This window comes from Microbulbifer epialgicus (assembly GCF_041447265.1).
Lineage (GTDB): Bacteria > Pseudomonadota > Gammaproteobacteria > Pseudomonadales > Cellvibrionaceae > Microbulbifer > Microbulbifer epialgicus.
In genome coordinates this window covers 24,635-43,275 of record NZ_JBGMEK010000019.1, presented here as the reverse complement: position 1 = coordinate 43,275, position 18,641 = coordinate 24,635, and the positions used below count along the sequence as shown (strand labels likewise).

At 53.2% G+C, this 18,641-nt stretch carries 18 protein-coding genes and 1 pseudogene; 8 read left to right on the top strand and 11 right to left on the bottom strand.

Going from position 1 to position 18,641, the window contains the following annotated elements; translation table 11 throughout:
* Nucleotides 1–38: 38 nt before the first annotated feature.
* From rng to ACCI49_RS10515, 5 genes are all read right to left on the bottom strand, one after another.
* A complete protein-coding gene (rng, locus tag ACCI49_RS10535) occupies nt 39–1,526 on the bottom strand; it encodes a ribonuclease G (protein WP_371838919.1) in 1,488 nt (495 codons plus the stop codon).
* Nucleotides 1,523–2,134, bottom strand: coding sequence for a Maf family protein (locus ACCI49_RS10530; protein WP_371838918.1), 612 nt, complete (start codon nt 2,132–2,134; stop codon nt 1,523–1,525). The genes rng and ACCI49_RS10530 overlap by 4 nt, the downstream gene beginning before the upstream one ends.
* 97 nt (nt 2,135–2,231) lie before the next feature.
* Nucleotides 2,232–2,711: a rod shape-determining protein MreD gene (mreD, locus tag ACCI49_RS10525; protein ID WP_371838917.1), complete on the bottom strand. Its 480-nt coding sequence runs from the start codon at nt 2,709–2,711 to the stop codon at nt 2,232–2,234.
* Complete coding sequence (mreC, locus tag ACCI49_RS10520; RefSeq protein WP_371838916.1) at nt 2,698–3,540, bottom strand: rod shape-determining protein MreC; 843 nt, start codon at nt 3,538–3,540, stop codon at nt 2,698–2,700. The genes mreD and mreC overlap by 14 nt, the downstream gene beginning before the upstream one ends.
* 130 nt (nt 3,541–3,670) lie before the next feature.
* Nucleotides 3,671–4,705 (bottom strand): rod shape-determining protein, encoded by a 1,035-nt coding sequence (locus ACCI49_RS10515; RefSeq protein WP_020412569.1) that lies wholly within the window; start codon nt 4,703–4,705, stop codon nt 3,671–3,673.
* 356 nt (nt 4,706–5,061) lie between these two features.
* Between ACCI49_RS10515 and gatC the strand changes: the two genes are divergently transcribed.
* The 5 genes from gatC (at nt 5,062) to cysZ (ending at nt 9,581) form a co-directional block, all read left to right on the top strand.
* Nucleotides 5,062–5,349 carry an Asp-tRNA(Asn)/Glu-tRNA(Gln) amidotransferase subunit GatC gene (gatC, locus tag ACCI49_RS10510; protein WP_371838952.1) on the top strand — a complete coding sequence of 96 codons (288 nt, stop codon included), beginning with the start codon at nt 5,062–5,064 and terminating at the stop codon, nt 5,347–5,349.
* A 71-nt stretch (nt 5,350–5,420) separates the two neighbouring features.
* A complete protein-coding gene (gene gatA / locus ACCI49_RS10505; RefSeq protein ID WP_371838915.1) occupies nt 5,421–6,866 on the top strand; it encodes an Asp-tRNA(Asn)/Glu-tRNA(Gln) amidotransferase subunit GatA in 1,446 nt (481 codons plus the stop codon).
* Nucleotides 6,867–6,878: 12 nt separating this feature from the next.
* Nucleotides 6,879–8,330: an Asp-tRNA(Asn)/Glu-tRNA(Gln) amidotransferase subunit GatB gene (gene gatB / locus ACCI49_RS10500; protein WP_371838914.1), complete on the top strand. Its 1,452-nt coding sequence runs from the start codon at nt 6,879–6,881 to the stop codon at nt 8,328–8,330.
* A gap of 66 nt (nt 8,331–8,396) precedes the next feature.
* On the top strand, nt 8,397–8,696 hold the full coding sequence (locus ACCI49_RS10495) for a PA4642 family protein (RefSeq protein ID WP_371838913.1): 300 nt from the start codon (nt 8,397–8,399) through the stop codon (nt 8,694–8,696).
* Between the two features lie 33 nt (nt 8,697–8,729).
* On the top strand, nt 8,730–9,581 hold the full coding sequence (gene cysZ, locus ACCI49_RS10490; RefSeq protein WP_371838912.1) for a sulfate transporter CysZ: 852 nt from the start codon (nt 8,730–8,732) through the stop codon (nt 9,579–9,581).
* 100 nt (nt 9,582–9,681) lie between these two features.
* Here cysZ and ACCI49_RS10485 read toward each other — a convergent pair whose 3' ends face one another.
* The 6 genes and pseudogenes from ACCI49_RS10485 to ACCI49_RS10460 all read right to left on the bottom strand — a co-directional run bounded on the left by ACCI49_RS10485 (nt 9,682) and on the right by ACCI49_RS10460 (nt 14,596).
* Nucleotides 9,682–10,431, bottom strand: a complete 750-nt coding sequence (locus tag ACCI49_RS10485) for a hypothetical protein (protein ID WP_371838911.1) — start codon at nt 10,429–10,431, stop codon at nt 9,682–9,684.
* Nucleotides 10,428–10,820 carry a hypothetical protein gene (locus tag ACCI49_RS10480; RefSeq protein WP_371838910.1) on the bottom strand — a complete coding sequence of 131 codons (393 nt, stop codon included), beginning with the start codon at nt 10,818–10,820 and terminating at the stop codon, nt 10,428–10,430. The genes ACCI49_RS10485 and ACCI49_RS10480 overlap by 4 nt, the downstream gene beginning before the upstream one ends.
* Nucleotides 10,821–11,112: 292 nt before the next feature.
* Nucleotides 11,113–11,490, bottom strand: a pseudogene (locus ACCI49_RS10475) (SGNH hydrolase domain-containing protein); the annotation flags it as partial.
* A gap of 20 nt (nt 11,491–11,510) precedes the next feature.
* Nucleotides 11,511–11,969 (bottom strand): SGNH hydrolase domain-containing protein, encoded by a 459-nt coding sequence (locus tag ACCI49_RS10470; protein WP_371838909.1) that lies wholly within the window; start codon nt 11,967–11,969, stop codon nt 11,511–11,513.
* Nucleotides 11,970–12,423: 454 nt separating this feature from the next.
* Nucleotides 12,424–13,917 carry an ATP-dependent RNA helicase RhlB gene (gene rhlB, locus ACCI49_RS10465; protein ID WP_371838908.1) on the bottom strand — a complete coding sequence of 498 codons (1,494 nt, stop codon included), beginning with the start codon at nt 13,915–13,917 and terminating at the stop codon, nt 12,424–12,426.
* Nucleotides 13,918–13,978: 61 nt separating this feature from the next.
* Complete coding sequence (locus tag ACCI49_RS10460) at nt 13,979–14,596, bottom strand: HvfX family Cu-binding RiPP maturation protein (RefSeq protein ID WP_371838907.1); 618 nt, start codon at nt 14,594–14,596, stop codon at nt 13,979–13,981.
* A gap of 135 nt (nt 14,597–14,731) precedes the next feature.
* Here ACCI49_RS10460 and ACCI49_RS10455 point away from each other — a divergent pair, with 135 nt between their 5' ends.
* The 3 genes from ACCI49_RS10455 to ACCI49_RS10445 all read left to right on the top strand — a co-directional run bounded on the left by ACCI49_RS10455 (nt 14,732) and on the right by ACCI49_RS10445 (nt 18,640).
* Nucleotides 14,732–15,448 carry an alpha/beta fold hydrolase gene (locus ACCI49_RS10455; protein ID WP_371838906.1) on the top strand — a complete coding sequence of 239 codons (717 nt, stop codon included), beginning with the start codon at nt 14,732–14,734 and terminating at the stop codon, nt 15,446–15,448.
* Nucleotides 15,449–15,667: 219 nt separating this feature from the next.
* Nucleotides 15,668–17,032 carry an MATE family efflux transporter gene (locus ACCI49_RS10450; protein WP_371838905.1) on the top strand — a complete coding sequence of 455 codons (1,365 nt, stop codon included), beginning with the start codon at nt 15,668–15,670 and terminating at the stop codon, nt 17,030–17,032.
* Nucleotides 17,033–17,119: 87 nt separating this feature from the next.
* Nucleotides 17,120–18,640, top strand: coding sequence for a succinylglutamate desuccinylase/aspartoacylase family protein (locus ACCI49_RS10445; protein WP_371838904.1), 1,521 nt, complete (start codon nt 17,120–17,122; stop codon nt 18,638–18,640).
* The last annotated feature ends 1 nt before the right edge of the window (nt 18,641 follow it).

Below are 18,641 nucleotides of genomic sequence, written 5' to 3'. Positions count from 1 at the left end.
ATGCAATGGCAGATGGCAAAGGTAGGATCGTGAAAAAATCAAACAAGAACAATGTCGTACTGCTCCTGGTTGTAAATGGGCTCAACCTGAAACTGTATGGGACGGCGAATAAACTCCTCCAGATCGGCAACATTGGCCGACTCCTCGTCCAGCAGCAAATCTATAACAACCTGACTCGCCAGAACCATAATTTTCTCACTGTCGTAAGCCCGTGCCTCCCGGATAATCTCGCGAAATACTTCAAAACAGACAGTCTCGGCACTTTTCAAGGTGCCGCGTCCCTCGCACACTGGGCAGGGCTCGCAAAGGATTTGACCGAGGGACTCCCTGGTGCGCTTGCGGGTCATCTCCACCAAACCCAGCTCAGATACCCCTGTAATACTGGACTTGGCGTGGTCCCGCTCCAGGGTCTTCTCCAGAGTTCGCAGCACCTGGCGCTGATGCTCGGGGTCCTTCATATCGATAAAGTCGATAATGATGATTCCCCCGAGGTTGCGCAGGCGCAACTGGCGGGCAATTGCCGTAGCCGCCTCCAAATTGGTTTTGAATATAGTCTCCTCCAGATTGCGATGACCGACAAATGCACCGGTATTTACATCGATTGTGCTCATCGCCTCGGTCTGTTCGACAATAAGGTACCCTCCAGACTTTAAAGTCACCTTGTTTTGCAGAGCTCGCCGAATCTCTTCCTCTACGCCGTAGAGGTCGAAGAGCGGACGCTCTCCTGGATAGTGTTCCAGGCGGCCGGCGATTTCCGGCGCATACTTGCCGGCAAACTCCGCAGCGCGACCATGTGCCTCGCGGGAGTCTATACGAATCTTCTCGGTGTAAGGGCGCGCGAGATCACGTAGGGCGCGCATAAACAGTGGCAAGTCCTCATAGATAACCGAGGGTACCGGGCGTGCCTTGATACGCTGTTCCAGTTCCCCCCACAGTTTGTAAAGGAAAGGGATATCCCGCAGCAACTCCTCTTCGCTGACGCCCTCTGCCACGGTACGTAAAATAAACCCACCGTCGGCGGAAACGCCATCCTCAGCAAGCCGAGACGACGCCGCCTCGACCAACCGACGCAAACGCTCCCGCTCGCTCTCATCTTCGATCCGGTTAGAAATTCCAATATGGCGGGTTTGCGGCATATACACGAGATAGCGTGCAGATACAGACAGGTGAGTAGTTAGTCGCGCCCCTTTGCTACTAATTGGATCCTTGACTACCTGGACTACCAAGGACTGCCCTTCGCGCACCAGGGCGCGGATATCCGCTACTTCAGCATCCCGTGCTTCCATTCCCTCGTCATCCAGGGGGGCGATATCGGAAGCGTGGATAAACCCCGCCCGTTCCAGACCAATGTCCACAAACGCCGCTTGCATGCCAGGCAAAACCCGAATCACTTTGCCTTTGTAGATATTGCCGACGATTCCCCGGCGCGCACTGCGCTCCAGGTACACCTCCTGCAATACACCGTTTTCTACCAATGCAACTCGGGTCTCTGTAGGGGCAACATTGATTAATAACTCTTCACTCAAGACTGGGACTCCTGCCAATAAGGGATAGCAGCGTGCTCCAGCATGGGGATCAGCGCTTCCAGCGGTAAGCCGACAACATTGCTATAACTGCCGCTGATAGATTCCACCAGCGCAGCACCCATCCCCTGGATACCATAACCACCCGCTTTATCCACCGGCTCACCAGTCAGCCAATAAACTTCAATTTGGGGCTTGGATAAATGGCGAAAACGCACACGTGTCTCCACCAAGCGACTAAATTGCCTGTCAGCATTACGCAGGCAAATAGCACTCAGCACAGAATGCTCCACACCCGATAAGGCCAGCATCATGGATTCAAAGCCAGCATAATCCCGGGGTTTTTCCAGTACATTTTCCCCGCTGAGCACGATTGTATCGGCTCCCAGTGCCCACAGCCCTTCAGGGTCCTCAGAAGATTGCAGGCCCACAGAAGACTTATTGTGAGCCAGGCGCTGAATATATTCCTGTGGGCTCTCTCCGGGCTGCCTCTGCTCTACCACAGAAGGGGTTAGTTGAGTAAACGGAACACCGATTTGCGCCAATAACTCAGCGCGACGCGGGGAGCCGGAGGCCAGGAGAAGACGACCTGGAGTAGTGGTATTTGTCACTGTGCTACATATTCCCTGTGGGCCAGCGGCTGATTATAGCGATATTGCTCGAAAAATGATCAACCTTTTACGTTGATTTACAGTGTTGACGAGACGGTCAACGAATATGCAAGCGCGCACACACACGCAGTAAAGGGGGTGCGACGCAGGGCCACAAGAGTGCCGTTGTCAGCGCGGGCCAGAGAAAGGTCAATCCGGGCACAGTTTTTCCCTCAAGCCCATGCACCCAATTGCCCACCACCTGATTAATACCCACAAGAACAAACACCCACAAGAGCTGTTGCGCCGGATTGAAGGCCCTGGTGCGTTGATAGGTCAATAAACTGAAGTAGGCCAGTACCGCCAGAGCCAAAGCATGAGTGCCAAGGGTTGCCCCGGTCACCAGGTCTTCCAGTATCCCCACCAACCAGGCGAAACCCACACCCAAGGTCTGGGGCATTCGGGAAACCCAGAATATGATCAGCAAGGCGGGAAATGCCGGGCGAAACCAAAGCCACTGCTGTGGCAAAGGCATAACCACAAGCAGCATTGATAAGAAAATGGTAACGGCGATAAACCAGCGGTTACTTGCTTGCAAGACCCCGCCCCCTGTCGCCGATTACAGCCAATACGAAACGGCTGCGATTCATGCGACCACGGGGCAACACTTCAGCCTCAGCAAAAGGTTTTCCTGGGTCGCGAGTTACTGACATGACCTCTCCCACAGGGTAACCGGCCGGAAAGCGCCCCCCCAAACCGGAGCTGAGAAGTATATCGCCCTCGCGGATATCACTGGTATTCGCCAAGTGTCTCAGTTTGAGGCGGTAGAGATCTCCGGTGCCCTCTGCCACGGCACGCATACTGTTGCGCAGCACTTGCACAGGGATAGCATGACTGGAGTCCGTGATCAGGAGGATTCGACTAAATGAATCTCCCGCCTCAATCACTTGACCGAGCAAGCCCCCAGCATCCATTACTGGCGTACCCACATCAATACCGTCATTTCGACCTTTATCAATCAGCAGCACATGCTCCAGAGGGTCAGGAGAAACACCGATAATTTGGGCAACCAGTACCCTGTCATCCACCATTTCCGCCGAATTCATTAATTCCTTGAGCTGAGTATTTTCCGCTTTGACCGCCGCCAACAGCTGACTGCGATGCTCAAGCAACAACACCCGACGCTTCAGCCGATCATTTTCTTCCAGCAGCTCCTCCCGGGAACGAAACTGCTCACCGGCCCAATCACCAACTCGCTCCGGAGCACCAGTTATCCAGTACAGCGGAGCAACCACGTCAAATAAGCGTTCACGAGTTGATTGGAACCAATCGGTATAGTAACTAACCGCGAACAGCGCGATCGACAAAATGCCAAGGGCAATAAGGCGGGACTCAGGGGAGGGGCCGCGGGTAAATAGCGGTTTCAAAGGCAGCCCTCTTTGTACAGATCAATGGTTATTGGTCTCACAATATATCGGATGTCGCTGAAAGGTAAAGCCAGCTGCCGGCACGACCCCGGGCAGTTGCCGCCGGGGCGCTGCACCAGCTTCAAAGGACTCAGTTCGACATCAGGTACAGGCGGCTGCGATCCAGCATATCGAGCGCCTTACCACCACCGCGGGCTACACAGGTCAGAGGATCATCGGCGACAATCACCGGCAAACCGGACTCCTCCATCAACAAACGGTCCAGATCTCGCAGCAGCGCACCACCGCCAGTCAGCACCATACCGCGCTCAGCAATATCGGAAGCGAGTTCCGGTGGGGATTGCTCCAGAGCACTTTTCACCGCTTGCACAATACCGGTTAGGGGCTCCTGCAAGGCTTCGAGAATCTCATCGGAATTCAGGGTAAAGCTGCGGGGTACACCTTCCGCCAGGTTGCGACCGCGCACATCGATCTCACGCACTTCACTGCCCGCATATGCACAGCCGATCTCTTCTTTAATGCGCTCAGCAGTGGCATCACCAATAACACTGCCGTAGTTGCGACGCACATAGTTGACAATCGCCTCATCAAAACGGTCGCCACCAATACGTACGGAGTCGGAGTAGACCACGCCGTTCAAAGAGATAATGGCGATCTCAGTGGTACCACCACCGATATCCACCACCATGGAACCGCTGGCCTCTTCCACATTCAGGCCGGCTCCGATCGCCGCAGCCATAGGCTCTTCAATCAGGGATACTTCACGGGCGCCTGCACCCAGGGCAGACTCGCGAATCGCGCGGCGCTCCACTTCGGTGGACTGACAAGGTACACACACCAGCACGCGGGGGCTTGGACGCATCCAGCTGTTTTCATGTACTTTCTTGATAAAGTGCTGCAGCATTTTTTCAGTCACCTGGAAGTCGGCGATAACACCATCCTTCAGGGGGCGAATGGCCGTGATGTTACCGGGGGTACGGCCTAGCATACGTTTGGCTTCTACACCGACAGCCTCAACGATTTTCTGACCATTGTAGTGACGGATGGCAACGACGGAGGGTTCATCGAGTACTACGCCGCGATCGCGAACGTAAATCAGCGTGTTGGCGGTTCCCAGGTCGATGGAGAGGTCACTGGAGAACATGCCCCGCAAACGTTTAAACATGGAATTCGATTACCTTGTACTAAATTGGCAGCCCCCAGGTCGGGCACTGCGGACGCGGCTTGTTTTATGGATACAAATCCTAGTTAGTCCGCGCAAATAATTCTGAGTTCCGAGCCGCATTTCGAATCGGAATTTATGCAACACGCCGGAGGCTCGCAGCACTCGGCAGGATTGGGCAAACTCTAACAACGGCACCGGTTCAGGGCAAGGCTGAAGCCGGGCTAATTGATTGCGGAGAGCCCAAGTCGCCTGGGCCGATGAGAATAATGGCCTGTTGTGCTAAATTTGCCGACCCTGTCCAGCACACAACTGCGGCAGATATCGATTCGCAACTCAAGTCGGAGGAGCCCATCGCCATGGCAGTGGACACCCAAACTGTAGAGAAGCTGGCAGAACTGGCCCGCATCGCCATATCCAATGAAACCATTGAGGAAGTGAGTAGCCGTCTCGGCGATATCCTGCAGCTGATCGATCAGCTACAGGCCGTCAATACTGACGGCGTCGCCCCCATGGCACACCCACTCGATGAAGTGCAGACCCTGCGCACCGATTCAGTGACAGAACCCGACCAGCGCGAAAGCTTCCTCGCCCAGGCACCACAGTCAGAAGAAGGCCTCTACCTGGTACCCAAAGTTATCGCCTGAGCCGGGCACTATCGCAAGTCCACCCGATTGATCCAGTCTCGAGCCTGTCTAGAGCCTTTTAAGGGAATAACATGCATCAGCTTACCATCGCCGAGATCATCCGCGGATTGCGGAGTAAAGAGTTCTCCAGTACTGAGCTAACCCATCATTTACTCAGCCGTATCCAACAGCTGGACAGCAGCTACAACAGTTTTATCAGCGTCACCGAAGAACTCGCCCTGAATCAGGCCAAGGCTGCCGACAAATGCCTTGCTACTGGTGAAGCTCCAGCCTTGTGTGGTGTCCCCATCGCACACAAGGATATTATCTGCACCAACGGCGTTCGTACCAGCTGCGCATCAAAAATGCTGGACAATTTTATTCCACCTTACGACGCCACAGTCGTGGAAAATCTGAATTCGGTGGGCACCGTCACTCTGGGCAAAACCAACATGGATGAATTTGCTATGGGCTCCTCCAACGAAAGCAGCTATTACGGCCCTGTGAAAAACCCCTGGAACACTGGTTACGTACCCGGTGGTTCATCCGGCGGTTCCGCCGCTGCAGTGGCAGCCTTACTTGTCCCAGGAGCCACCGCTACCGATACCGGCGGCTCTATCCGCCAGCCAGCAGCATTAACCAACACGACTGGTCTAAAGCCCACTTATGGCCGTGTATCCCGCTGGGGCATCGTTGCCTACGCATCGAGTCTGGATCAAGCCGGCCCCATCGCGCGCAATGCGGAAGACGTAGCCTACTTACTATCCGCTATGGCCAGCCACGACCCGAAAGATTCCACCAGCCTGGATCGTCCGCAAACAGACTATACAGCGAAGCTGAATGACTCCATCACCGACCTTAAAATCGGCGTACCCAGGGAGTACTTCGGAGAAGGACTCAATGCTGGAACAGCAGCCCGTGTACAGGATGCGCTCAAGGAATTCGAAAAACTTGGTGCCGAGCTGGTGGATGTCAGCCTGCCCCACACTGAGTTGGCAATTCCCGCCTACTACGTAATCGCACCGGCAGAGGCCTCCGCCAACCTGTCCCGCTTCGACGGGGTGCGCTACGGGTATCGCTGCGAAGAGCCCTCCGATCTGCGCGACCTGTATATGCGCTCCCGTGGTGAAGGCTTCGGCGAAGAGGTACAGCGCCGAATCCTGGTGGGCACCTATGCCTTGTCAGCCGGCTATTACGACGCCTACTACAACAAGGCCCAGCAAGTGCGCCGCCTGATCAAGCAGGATTTCGTGCAGGCCTTTGAAAAAGTGGACGTTATTATGGGGCCCACCACCCCCTCTCCCGCCTTCAAACTGGGGGCCAAAAACTCAGATCCGGTAGCCATGTACCTGGAAGACATCTACACCATCGCCACTAACCTGGCCGGTCTACCGGGTATGTCCCTGCCCTGCGGGCTGGTAGACAATATGCCGGTAGGCCTGCAGATTACCGGCAATTACCTGGATGAAGCGCGCATGCTCAATATCGCGCATCAGTACCAGCAGGTTACCGACTGGCACAAAGCCAGCGCCGTATAAAGGAGACATATTGTGGAATGGGAAATTGTTATCGGACTGGAAGTACACGTACAGCTCTCCACCGAGTCAAAACTTTTCTCCGGCGCGAGCACCCGCTTTGGCGCAGCTCCAAATACCCAGGCCTGCGCAGTAGACCTGGCTATGCCAGGCACCTTGCCAGTGCCCAACGAGGAAGCCTTTCGCTATGCAGTGATGTTTGGCCTGGCGATGAACGCGGAGATTGGCAAGCGCTCCGTTTTCGAACGCAAGAATTATTTCTATCCGGACCTGCCCAAAGGCTACCAGACCACCCAACTGGGCCAGCCTATTGTCGGTGCGGGTGAAGTGGAAATTCACCTGGAAGATGGCAGCAGCAAGAAGGTGCGCTTGCACCACGCCCACCTCGAGGAGGATGCCGGTAAATCCCTGCATGAAGATTTCCATGGCATGTCCGGAATCGACCTCAACCGAGCCGGCACTCCGCTGATTGAAATTGTCTCTGAGCCCGACATGCGCAGTGCTGCAGAAGCGGTCGCCTACCTAAAAAAAATCCACAGTATTGTGACATATCTGGGAATTTCCGATGGGGATATGTCCCAGGGCTCCCTGCGTTGCGATGCCAATGTTTCCGTACGCCTGAAAGGCGAGGAAGAGCTGGGCACTCGCACCGAGCTGAAGAATATCAATTCTTTCCGCTTCGTTGAGCGCGCTATTAAAGTGGAAGCCGAACGCCAGATCGATATCCTCGAAGACGGCGGCAGCATAGTACAGGAAACCCGCCTCTACGACGCCGACAAGAATGAGACCCGCTCGATGCGCAGCAAGGAAGTCGCCAATGACTATCGTTACTTCCCTTGCCCCGACCTTCTGCCGGTAGTGCTCATAGAAGAATACATTGAACAGCTGCGTATGGAACTGCCGGAGTTGCCGGATGCCAAAGCCGAGCGTTTCCAGTCTGAGTACAAGCTCTCCGCTTACGATGCAGACCAACTGACCCAGGAACGCGCCAGTGCCGAGTATTTTGAAACAGTGTGCAAGTCCTGTGGCGAAGCTAAACTGGCTGCCAACTGGATAACTGGAGAGCTGGCTGCACTGTTAAATCGTAAGGAAATCGGTATTACCGAGTCCCCCGTTTCCGCTGAGCAACTAGCAGGCTTAATTACACGTATCAAAGATAACACCATTTCCAGCAAGATCGCCAAACAGGTATTCGAGGCTATGGGCGACGGCGAAGGCAACGCCGATGAAGTGATCGAAAAGCGCGGCCTTAAACAAGTATCGGATACCGGCGCTATCGAAAAAATGGTGGATGAGGTTATCGCTACGAGTGATACCCAGGTGGACAATTACCGCAAAGCTGATGAATCCAAACGCCCCAAAATGATGGGTTACTTTGTTGGCCAGATCATGAAGGCTTCCAAGGGCCAAGCAAATCCGCAGATGATCAATAAGATCCTGAAGGAAAAGCTGGATGCCCTGCTTTAAATGTAAATCTAAAAAATGCGTCCCTAGGCTCAGCCTGGTTGCATCGATAGTTGTAAGGATAAAATTTTGAACCTTAAAAAAGACAAACAGAAAGTACTCGGAGAAGTTTTCGGCCAAGAGCGCATCGCCGGTTTCCTGATTGGTAAAGCCCCCAAGGGAGTGAATCTGGATTACTACCTGCTTGAACGCGCCTACCGCAGTATGAAAGCGGAGAACTTTGTCACTTTTATACAACTCTTCCTTGCGGAAGGCCACGATTTGAACAGTGAGGGCCCCGACGGCAAAACCTTACTAGCCCGAATTGCTGAACACCGCCAAAGCAGTGAATACTCTGAAATACTTGAAGCCGCCGGCGCCGGGCAATAAGAATTTTGTAGCGCGCCAGTAAGAGAGAGAGTTATGACTTCAAACCCCGTCCACGGTATCGACGCGCTGGTGCGCGGCGTCCACCTAATAACCCGGCGCGAACTGCGCCCCTTTATCCTGGTCCCGCTACTGATCAACCTGGTGCTGTTTATTATTATCAGCGGCATCATGATTTCACAGCTGGGAGGACTCAGCGACTATATCAGCAGTTTGCTTTCACACACGCCTGTAGACACGGAGAATATGTCCTGGTGGGAGGCCATCATGGCCAAGGGAACTGCCTGGGTCGCCAGTATTTTCCGCTGGCTCGCATGGATAATAGCATTGCTAGTGCTATTCCTGTTCTTTCTGGTATACGGTTACCTATTTGGTGTTATCACCAATATTATTGCCGCACCCTTTAACGGCATTCTCGCGGAAAAAGTGGAAGAGCTGCTGACCGGCAAAGCACCGCCACCCGAGCCACTAATGCAAATGGTATGGCGTACCCTGGGACGGGAGCTACGCAAACTGGGATACTTTATTTTTTGGGGCCTGATTATTTTGCTGGTCGCCACAGCCACCAGTTGGACGATCATTGTTCCGGCAGTATTGACTGCCCTTTGGGGTGCCTGGTCCATGGCAATCCAGTATGTAGACTACCCCCTGGATAACCATCAACGACCTTTTAGTGAACTAAAAAGCGTGCTGCACCGCCGCAAGCTAACCAGCCTGACTTTTGGCGGAACCGTTATGCTGGCAAAGATGGTGCCGATTTTAAATATTTTTGTGATGCCAGCAGCAGTGGCCGGCGGCACCGCTCTGTGGATTGAACGTCTGCGTGAAGAGGGAGATCCAGGTACCGACAGCTTCCCTGCAACAACCTCCAAATCAACCATCGGGTAAAAGAACTTTCTTGCCTGCCCTTTTTAAGATGGGACCCTCCAAGGGTCCCGATCGATGGCAAAGTTCAATCATCAATTTAGCTACTTGTAGATTCCTGCAGCTACCTGCCCGAACGTTTTTTCTTCTTGATCATTCTATACCAGGGCTCTTGAACTTGTGCGATATGGGCCGTTGCCTCCAGACACATGACTAGCCCTTCCAGTTCCTCCATCAATGCTGCATCCATAAATTTTTCAGTCATCAAAGACTGAATTCGACCCACTAATAAAGCATCACGCAGACCCGCTGGCTCTTTTATGCCTGCGGCAAACATTTCGGGAAGCCATGCAGCCAAGTCCTTAGCACACAGGCGATCATTTCCCTGCTCTGGATATGCACTGAAATCATCACTAAAGGCCAGACCTGATGCATGAGGCAAAAAATTGTCATTTAGTAGACGATTGGAATCCTCAAACTGTAAGAAAAAATTTTCCGCACTACGACGCGAAGGTGCTAAAGCACTATCATCTGCGGCCATCATCGGTTTTAACTTAAGTATTTCAGACTCTGCTACACCAAGCTCAAGCAATTTATGGGTTAAAAGAAACTGCTTACGACCGACACCCTCGTTGACACGGCAGGAGGGAATTTCTATATTCCCGTCAAGAAGTGCCGAAAAATCACTGACAATATCTCCCCCTACCAAAGCAGTGCGGGTAAAAGACCGAACATGCAGAAACTCTTTGCCAAATACCTCCTGCCACACTTTTAACTTCGCAAAATAGTTATAGTAATCCTTGATATTATAATCGAGGGCAGGAAGAGCGTTTTCTGAATGGCCCAGTAATTTACTGGATGAGCTGACATTCAAAGCAGCGCCACGGGCGGCCTGCTTTTTGAATGAGTTCGCCTGCAGGTCTTGCCGACGTAAATAAACGATAATTTGAATACGATCAAAATACTTCGCACATATTCTGCAAATCTGCTCAATATCCTCTCGGCGGCAAAAAAACAGAAATGTTCAGCTGATATTATTGTAGTGCCGACGACATTTTGTTTTGAGGCTAGCAGCTCTTCAAATCTATGATTCACCTTAAAAGCTAGGTGTTCACCCAATTTAGATACATCAACACAACTGGAGGAGTTTCCTTTTTTTCCAAGAGTAAGAAACTCAATCCCCTGTGTTTTCAATGCCTGCATATGCCCCTTCAAAGCAAGCTGTAGTGAACTGGAACCTGTCTTGTGGAAACCAATGTGCAAATAGAGAGTCCGTATTCGGGATACAACATTTGTTACATAAGGGAGAGATTTGAAAATACAACAATACCTTCAATCACGGGATTCACCAGGACCTGTATTTTCTTAAGGTAATAGTGATTGGTATTATTTTAGAATAAAATCTAATAATTAAAGAGGTGATAAAGTCAAAAATGGTACATTTGTCGCAACTTGTATTTTAGCAGATGGCGACACTCTTATTTTTACGCAAACTATGTATAGGGCAGCTAATAAACGGGATGAACCCGCGCTTTTTTTGGAGAAAGCTTGCAGTTTAACCCTCTCGAGCTGCACGCGGCCACACGACCAAGGCTCGATCCGACAAGTGAGGAACCAGCTGCTCTGAGCCAAAAGTGCTCAAGTGATCATCATCGCGGTATAAAGGCTTACCTCCTACCTGGATCTGACAATCCGATCGACAGAGTTCAGATAGAAGACTTGCCCGCTGTATTTGGAATTCTTTAGTCAGAGTTTTATAGATCAGCCCCGCCCGACGATTACGCTTTAGAACCTGCTCCCGGGTTGGTGCCGCTTGCACCTGAGCCCCAATAAACTCCGCACTGGTAATAGCCAATGGAACCGAGAAGGGAATCTCTGGAACTCTCTCAACAATATGCACTTCCCGACCTGTTGCACGGATCCTTGCAACAGTTTCCCTGAGGCCACGGACAACTAATTAAAATTTCGAGCAGAGCCACCCTCTCTCTTCAGTGACTCCCCTGCACCTTTCGCTATGCCCATGACTGCCGGCGGACCACTTTCTCCCGGAGAACGAGAACCTTCCACTACCAGAGCCCAACGGGTCACTAAAACTACGGTCCCGATATCTGAGCGCTGCTCCAGCATTTCCATCACTTCGCTGTTGAAATTGTTGCAGCCATGGGGTGCCCCCTTCTCCAAGCGCGCGACGCCGAGTATTGGTGCGCAGGCGGACTTTGCGGCCACAATACCGTTACGCTCCTTCTCTTCTAACCAGCGTTCAAATCCCGCTAAAAAAGCGCCGAAATACCTGCCATAACCAGCCACATGAAGCCGCGACCGCGTAATGCGAGCTGGCAAAGCAATAGTGGAAAGCCGAGGTAAAACTGCTCTTCCTCCGACAGCGACCAGGTGTGCAACAATAGCTGTCAATTCGCGCCAGTGCCAAGCAATTCTCAGTACTCTGCCAAAACCAGCTATTTGAAACGAATAGCAATGTTGTCAGTACCGATTGTCCAAGCTCTTTCAACGGCTCCGGTGGTAGCACGAACCAACCTGCAGCGATAATCGCGATCAGGACAAAAATAGAGTGGGTAGGATACTGCGGACGCAGTGTTCGTAAAAATTCGCCAGGGAAAAGCGACCTGCGTCAATCTCCCTTATCAACCTTATAAAAATGCTGGTGATCAGATAACGTAAAAGATATCTACCCCAACATAGCCACCGGAAAATCCCGGCAGCCACGCATGGGCCAAAACAAGTGGGAGAACGGCTATAGCAGGCAAGCCGTCAATATCTCAACGGTACCCAATATTATTCATCACTTACTACCGTGAAATCTCTATATGCAAAAGCAAAATGCCAAACGCCACACTGAAACCAGAAACTAGTGACGACGGGGACGACGGTGCCCACGGCCACCACGATGATCGTCATGGCTGCGCTGCACTTTTACCTTTGGAGGCTCCACCAACAGCTCCTCAGGCGGAACTTCACATTTAAGTTTTCCACCTAGTAACTGCTCAATTGGCTCGAGACGCATAGCATCATCTTCACAGGCGAGACTGATTGAAGTACCAGTTTTTCCCGCGCGTCCGGTACGGCCAATACGGTGTACGTAATCCTCTGGCTCCTCCGGCAGGGTAAAATTCACTACATGGCTTATACCATCGATATGGATACCACGGCCGGCCACATCCGTTGCTACCAGAACTTTGGTCTTACCAGACTTAAAATCATCGAGGGTACGCACGCGCTTATTTTGCGCGACCTCCCCTGAAAGCAATCCTGCAGAGATACCATGGGCAAGCAGGTGCTCATGCAGACGTCGACACTGATCCCGGCGGTTGGCAAAGACAATCAGGCTCTCTACATCATCCCGTTGCAGAATGTTGTATAGGAGGGTGTACTTTTCTTCACTGGCTGCAAGATATACGTGTTGCTCGACAGAATCAGTAGCTACGCGCTCTGGCTCGATTTCCACAACAACTGGGTCCTCAGTCCACTGCTCTACCAACGAATCCACTTCTGGAGTAAAGGTTGCTGAGAAAAACATGGTCTGGCGATGGGTTTTGCGCGGGGTTTGACGCACGATACGGCGAACTTGCGGGATAAAGCCCATATCCAGCATGCGGTCTGCTTCGTCGATCACCAGGACCTCGACCTGATCCAGATAGCAGTCGCGGTTGCCAACAAAATCCAATAGGCGCCCCGGAGTCGCCACCAGGATATCCACCAAACGCTCATTCAGCTTGCGTTGCTGCTTCTCATAATCCATACCACCAACCAGGGTATGTATTTCTAAGTCGGTGTACTTGCACAGGGCTTTGGCGTCATCGGCGATCTGCATCACCAGTTCACGTGTGGGCGCGATAATAAGCGAGCGGGCTTCCCCTGCATAGCGCTCACCCTCGAAGGGATGGCGCAACAGATCTTCAATTACAGTAACCAGGAAAGCCGCGGTTTTGCCAGTACCGGTCTGAGCCTTACCCACCAGGTCGTGGCCATTTAGAGTATGTGGTAGAGAGCGGCCCTGGATGGGGGAGCAGTATTGAAAGCCCAATTCGTGAATAGCGCGCATCAGCTCCTCTGGCAGGCCCAAGTCGTGGAAACGGACCTTGCCTTCCTGCTCAGGAACCTGGAACTCCTCCAGTGACCAAGGAGTTACTACCGTTTCCGCCTTGGTCTTACGATTGCGCCCACGCTGAGGACCTTTTCCGCCGCTCCGGCGCGATTTCCCCTCGCCCTGACCAGTTTTGCCTTTGGCTGATCGGCCTTTCGCAGCGTGATCAACTGGCTTCTGATCATCTGTACGACGCTTGGAGCGCTCGTCTCCCTGGCGGGGGCTCTTGTCCTCTTTAGGGGAGGAACGACGGAACAACTTTCCTATCAAGTGAAATACTCGCTCAAATGTTCAAATAATCGGCGAGTATACCATCACTCTAAGTGGATTCCCGCCTGCTAAAGTGGCGGCACAGCCAATAATCAAGGCTGAAAAAGCGCCCAGCCCCGCCGCAGAGCAGCGCCAGCAACATGATGAAGTAGGTTGCGGAGAACTCAATACCATTCTTCAAGATGGTGATACCGCCGGTCTCAGACAGCCACTCGTAGTTGCCGTGTTCTTTTAGCAGCTCAACCGCCTTCTCCTTGCGGGTAATGGCTTTATCAATCAAATCCTCACGCCACTCCCAAGGGGCCACCAAAGTTTTATCGGGCAAAGCTGACCAGCCATTCTCCCAGTGCGCGGTTACCGCTGCTACCGCCATTACAAACATCAGCGGGATCGCCACCAGGCGGGTTACAAAGCCAAATAGGATGGCAATGCCACCAAAGAACTCCACCAATGCCGCCGCCCAAGCCATAAACATCGGCGCCGGCAAGCCCAGCCCCCAGTCAGGATTGCCAAACCACGCAGCCACCTCTTCAATACTGCTCATTTTGTTGAGCCCCGCCATAATAAATATAGGTGCCAGGTAGATCCGCAACGCCAAAGGCCCTAGCCAATCAATCTTGCGCACGAAGTGTAGAAAGCAACCATACCAGCGACTCAGGGTATTCATCCCTCCACTCATCCTCTTTGCTCATTTTTGGTGTGTTTGTTCACTTTAGTCGAGCAAACGAGACATCTCTTACACCGGGCTTCAGCTCGAGTGCTAACTATGCTTGTTCATCTATTAACAGAGTGAGATAAGCATGTGGTAAATACCTACGTACTGGTCCACGGCATGTTCCTCGGGGGCTGGTGCTGGGCTCGTGTCGCCAGGCTCCTTACTGGTGCCGGACACCGGGTTTTCACCCCCACCCAGACAGGACTTGGTGAAAGGCACCACCTGCTTTCGCCTTCAATAGGAATGGATACCTTTATCCAGGATCTGGTGAATGTGATTGAATTTGAGGAATTGGAGCAGGTAATTCTGGTGGGCCACAGCTTTGGCGGCATGGCCGCTACCGGCGCTGCCGATGCCCTGCCGAAACGTATTCGCCGCCTTGTCTACCTAGACGGCGCTGTTCCACAACCCGGCCACGCTTTTGCCGAGCAGCTGCCCACAGAAATCCGCTCAAAACGCTTGGCCGCCGCTCAGGAAGTCAGGGGTACCCGCTGCTTTATGCCAACGAATCCAGCTTTAATGGGCGTCAAGGCAGCGGACGAACTGAGCTGGTTTCACAGGCGTATGACACCACACCCGGTGAAAACTTACTTGGACCCAATTCAACTCAGGCAAGCCCCGGAGAAAGGACCCGCCTGCACCTTTATTCGCTGTAACAAGCCCTACTATTCTCCCGCTGATACTAGTGGAGAGCTCGCGCGCAACATCCCCGGGTGGCATTACAGGGAGATTGCCGAGAGTCATGGATGCATCATCAACGCAGCGCACAATGTAGCCAAATTATTGCAGGAAATACCTTTGTAACAACTGGGCGGAGAAAGGGTTTCACCGTAGAATACCCAGCCTTTTTGGCGTCGGGTTACCCGTGCTGTACATTCCTTTCCAGCTCCTTATTCGTGCCCTGAAGGTCATTTGGCATAGCCGATTGGTTCAATAAAACTGTACTGCCACAGTCCTCCGCTGGATTTGGCTGATATCCCACAATCATCAATAGGCACGACCCTAAAAAATCTGGTTTTTCCTTTGTTCAAGCTTTACCGACGCGCCATCTCCACCGAATTATCCCACCTGACCACTTTGGGAGGGCCCCTGGTGATCAGCAACCTGGCTGTGGTGAGCATGGGGGTTGTGGATACTATTGTTGCCGGTCGAGCCGGAGAGGTAGACTTGGCAGGTTTGGCCTTGGGTTCCAGCATCTGGGCAGTATGTGCTGTCACCTTGATCGGCCTCCTCGCTGCGGTCTCTCCGGTTGTCGCCCATTTGCGTGGCGGGCGAGATGAAGAGGGTTGCGCCAAGCAGCTGCACCAGGCGCTGTGGATCGGCCTTGTTGGCGGCATACTCGTGATCCTCGCCCTGCTCTCAGTGCCGATCTGGAGCCAGTGGATCGATACAGAGGAACCTGTTCGCCAGGTTCTACAAGGCTATATTCTGGCCCTCACCGTAGGAACATTGCCCTTCGCCCTCGGAACAGCGCTGCGCGGATACTGCGAAGGCATGGGACAGGTGCGTCCGGTGATGCGTATTTATCTTGCGGCGGCCTTGCTCAATATCCCCCTGGATATCCTTTTTGTCTTTGGCGCCGGCCCCATTCCTGCCATGGGTGGCGCCGGCTGCGGCTGGGCGACCGCCATGGTCAGTTGTTTGATAGCTTTGGCGCTATTTTGGCACGCAGGCAATGACCCGGCCTACCACGCCCTAAAACTCAAGTTGCTGCCCTCCAAACCACACTGGCCAACGTTGCAACACTTGCTCGCGGTAGGATTACCTGTATGTGTAGGTGCCGCCGGAGAGGTAACATTTTTTGCGAGCCTGACCGTTCTGCTCGCACCCTACGGTGCGGCAATCGTAGCAGCGCACCAGATCAGCATGAGTGTTGGTTCTATATTTTACCTCGTAGCCCTGGCACTGGCACAGGCACTCAGTATTCGCACGGCACAATTACTCGGCCAAGGCCGCCCCAAGCGAGCCCTGTTTACCGGCAAGGTGGGGATCGGCACTGGTCTGATTTATGCCCTGGGCACCGGTATTCTGCTCATCACCTTGCGCGGCCTGTTTGTACAGGCCTACACAAGCAACGCGGAAATAATCGCGGTAGCGACTAACCTGCTGTTACTCTGCGCCGCCTTCCAATTAGTGGATGTAGCCCAGGCCATGACTTGGGGGGCGCTACGAGGCTACAAGGACACCCGTGTTCCAATGTATATCCAGCTATTTTCATACTGGTTGGTGGGACTCTCCAGTGCTTACTGGCTGGGAGAAAACTTCTGGGGAGTCTACGGCTACTGGGTAGGTGTCTGTATTGGTCTTGGCACCGCCTCAATTTTGATGGTCTTGCGCCTGCGGCGAACCAGTCGCAAAGCGATAGAAAGCGCCTGGGGGCTCCAATAGTCCGCGATATGTCATATTCCTAGGGAACGCTTCGACTATATTGGCGCTCAAAGTCCCCATGTGTGCCGAGCGGAAGAAAAATCGGCAATGCCCCCCCAAAAAGAAGTTGACCGGAGTTATCGAATGATTTTGCGCCTCTCCTCTAGTAGCAGGCCACGTCGCCTGTTGAGCCTTGCCCTGTTATTGACCTCTAGCCAGGCAATGGCACTGAATAATGAGGACGGCAATGGGCTGGAGCAGGCCGTGCCCAAAGCGGAAAATCTCCAGCTGGACCAGCCGGTTATTAAAGAGCTAGGGCCGCCAATGGGGACCACCGAAAGTACCGAAACTGCGGAAGCACCTTCGGAAAACTCGGAAAGTGACGAGCAGCAATCCCTACCACAGGCAGAAAATTTACAGTTAGACCAGCCAATCGGCGAGCTTGAGCCCACTTCCGTCACAAAGAAAGAGCCCGGAGTCAAGTCCACTGCAGAGCCGGCACCCTCGGTACAAAATCCCTCGACGGGAACCATTTCTATTGAGGTGGAGAAGGCCAAACCACTTCGCCTGCTCGGCGCCGAAGTACCGCCAGCCACCTCCACCCGCCTGGCTTGGTCTCCCAGCCAACATTTCGAAGGAGTTTACAGCCCTACCGCGGTGTTGGTGGTCAACGGCGCAAAGCCCGGACCGGTACTCTGCCTCACCGCTGCGGTTCATGGAGATGAACTAAATGGTGTGGAAACTGTGCGAAGGGTTATGTATGACCTGGACGCTGAACAACTAAACGGTGCGGTTATCGGTGTGCCTATCGTCAACCTGCAAGGTTTCCACCGGAGCTCCCGCTATCTCACTGACCGTCGCGATCTCAACAGGCACTTTCCCGGTGATCCCAACGGCTCTTCCGCTTCACGCATTGCCAACTCATTTTTTCACGAAGTGATCAGCCATTGCGATGCGGTGGTTGATCTGCATACAGGCTCCTTTTACCGAACCAACCTGCCACAGCTACGCGGTGACTTGAGCAATCCCAAGATTGTGAAGATGACCAAGGGCTTCGGTTCTACTGTGGTATTACACAGCGCGGGAGCCAAGGGCACATTGCGGCGCGCCGCCGTGGAAGCGGGTATACCCACAGTCACTCTGGAGGCCGGCGCCCCCATGGTGCTGGACGAGCGCTCTGTTAGCCACAGCGTCAAAGGTATTCGCACCCTGCTGAACCAACTGGGTATGGTGAGCAAATTCCGTTTATGGGGTGATCCAGAGCCCGTGTACTACAACTCCACCTGGCAAAGGTCCTCCACTGGCGGCATTATTTTCAGTGAGGTACAGCTAGGCGAGTTTGTACGCAAAGGGGATCTACTCGGTACCGTCACCAATCCAATCACCAATGTGCGCACAGAAATACGCTCTGAGCACAATGGGCGCGTGCTCGGTATGGCGCTCGACCAAGTGGTACAACCCGGCTTCGCCGCTTACCATATTGGCATCCAGGCTCCCCAAGAGCAGATAAGCAAGCCCCAGGAAGTAATCTCAGAAGCACCTTCTGCGGAAAAGGTCCAAGTACAATCGAATAAACCCGTTGAAAGTGCCACTGATAGTGCTGCCGAATTACAGGGCGACAGGAACTAAC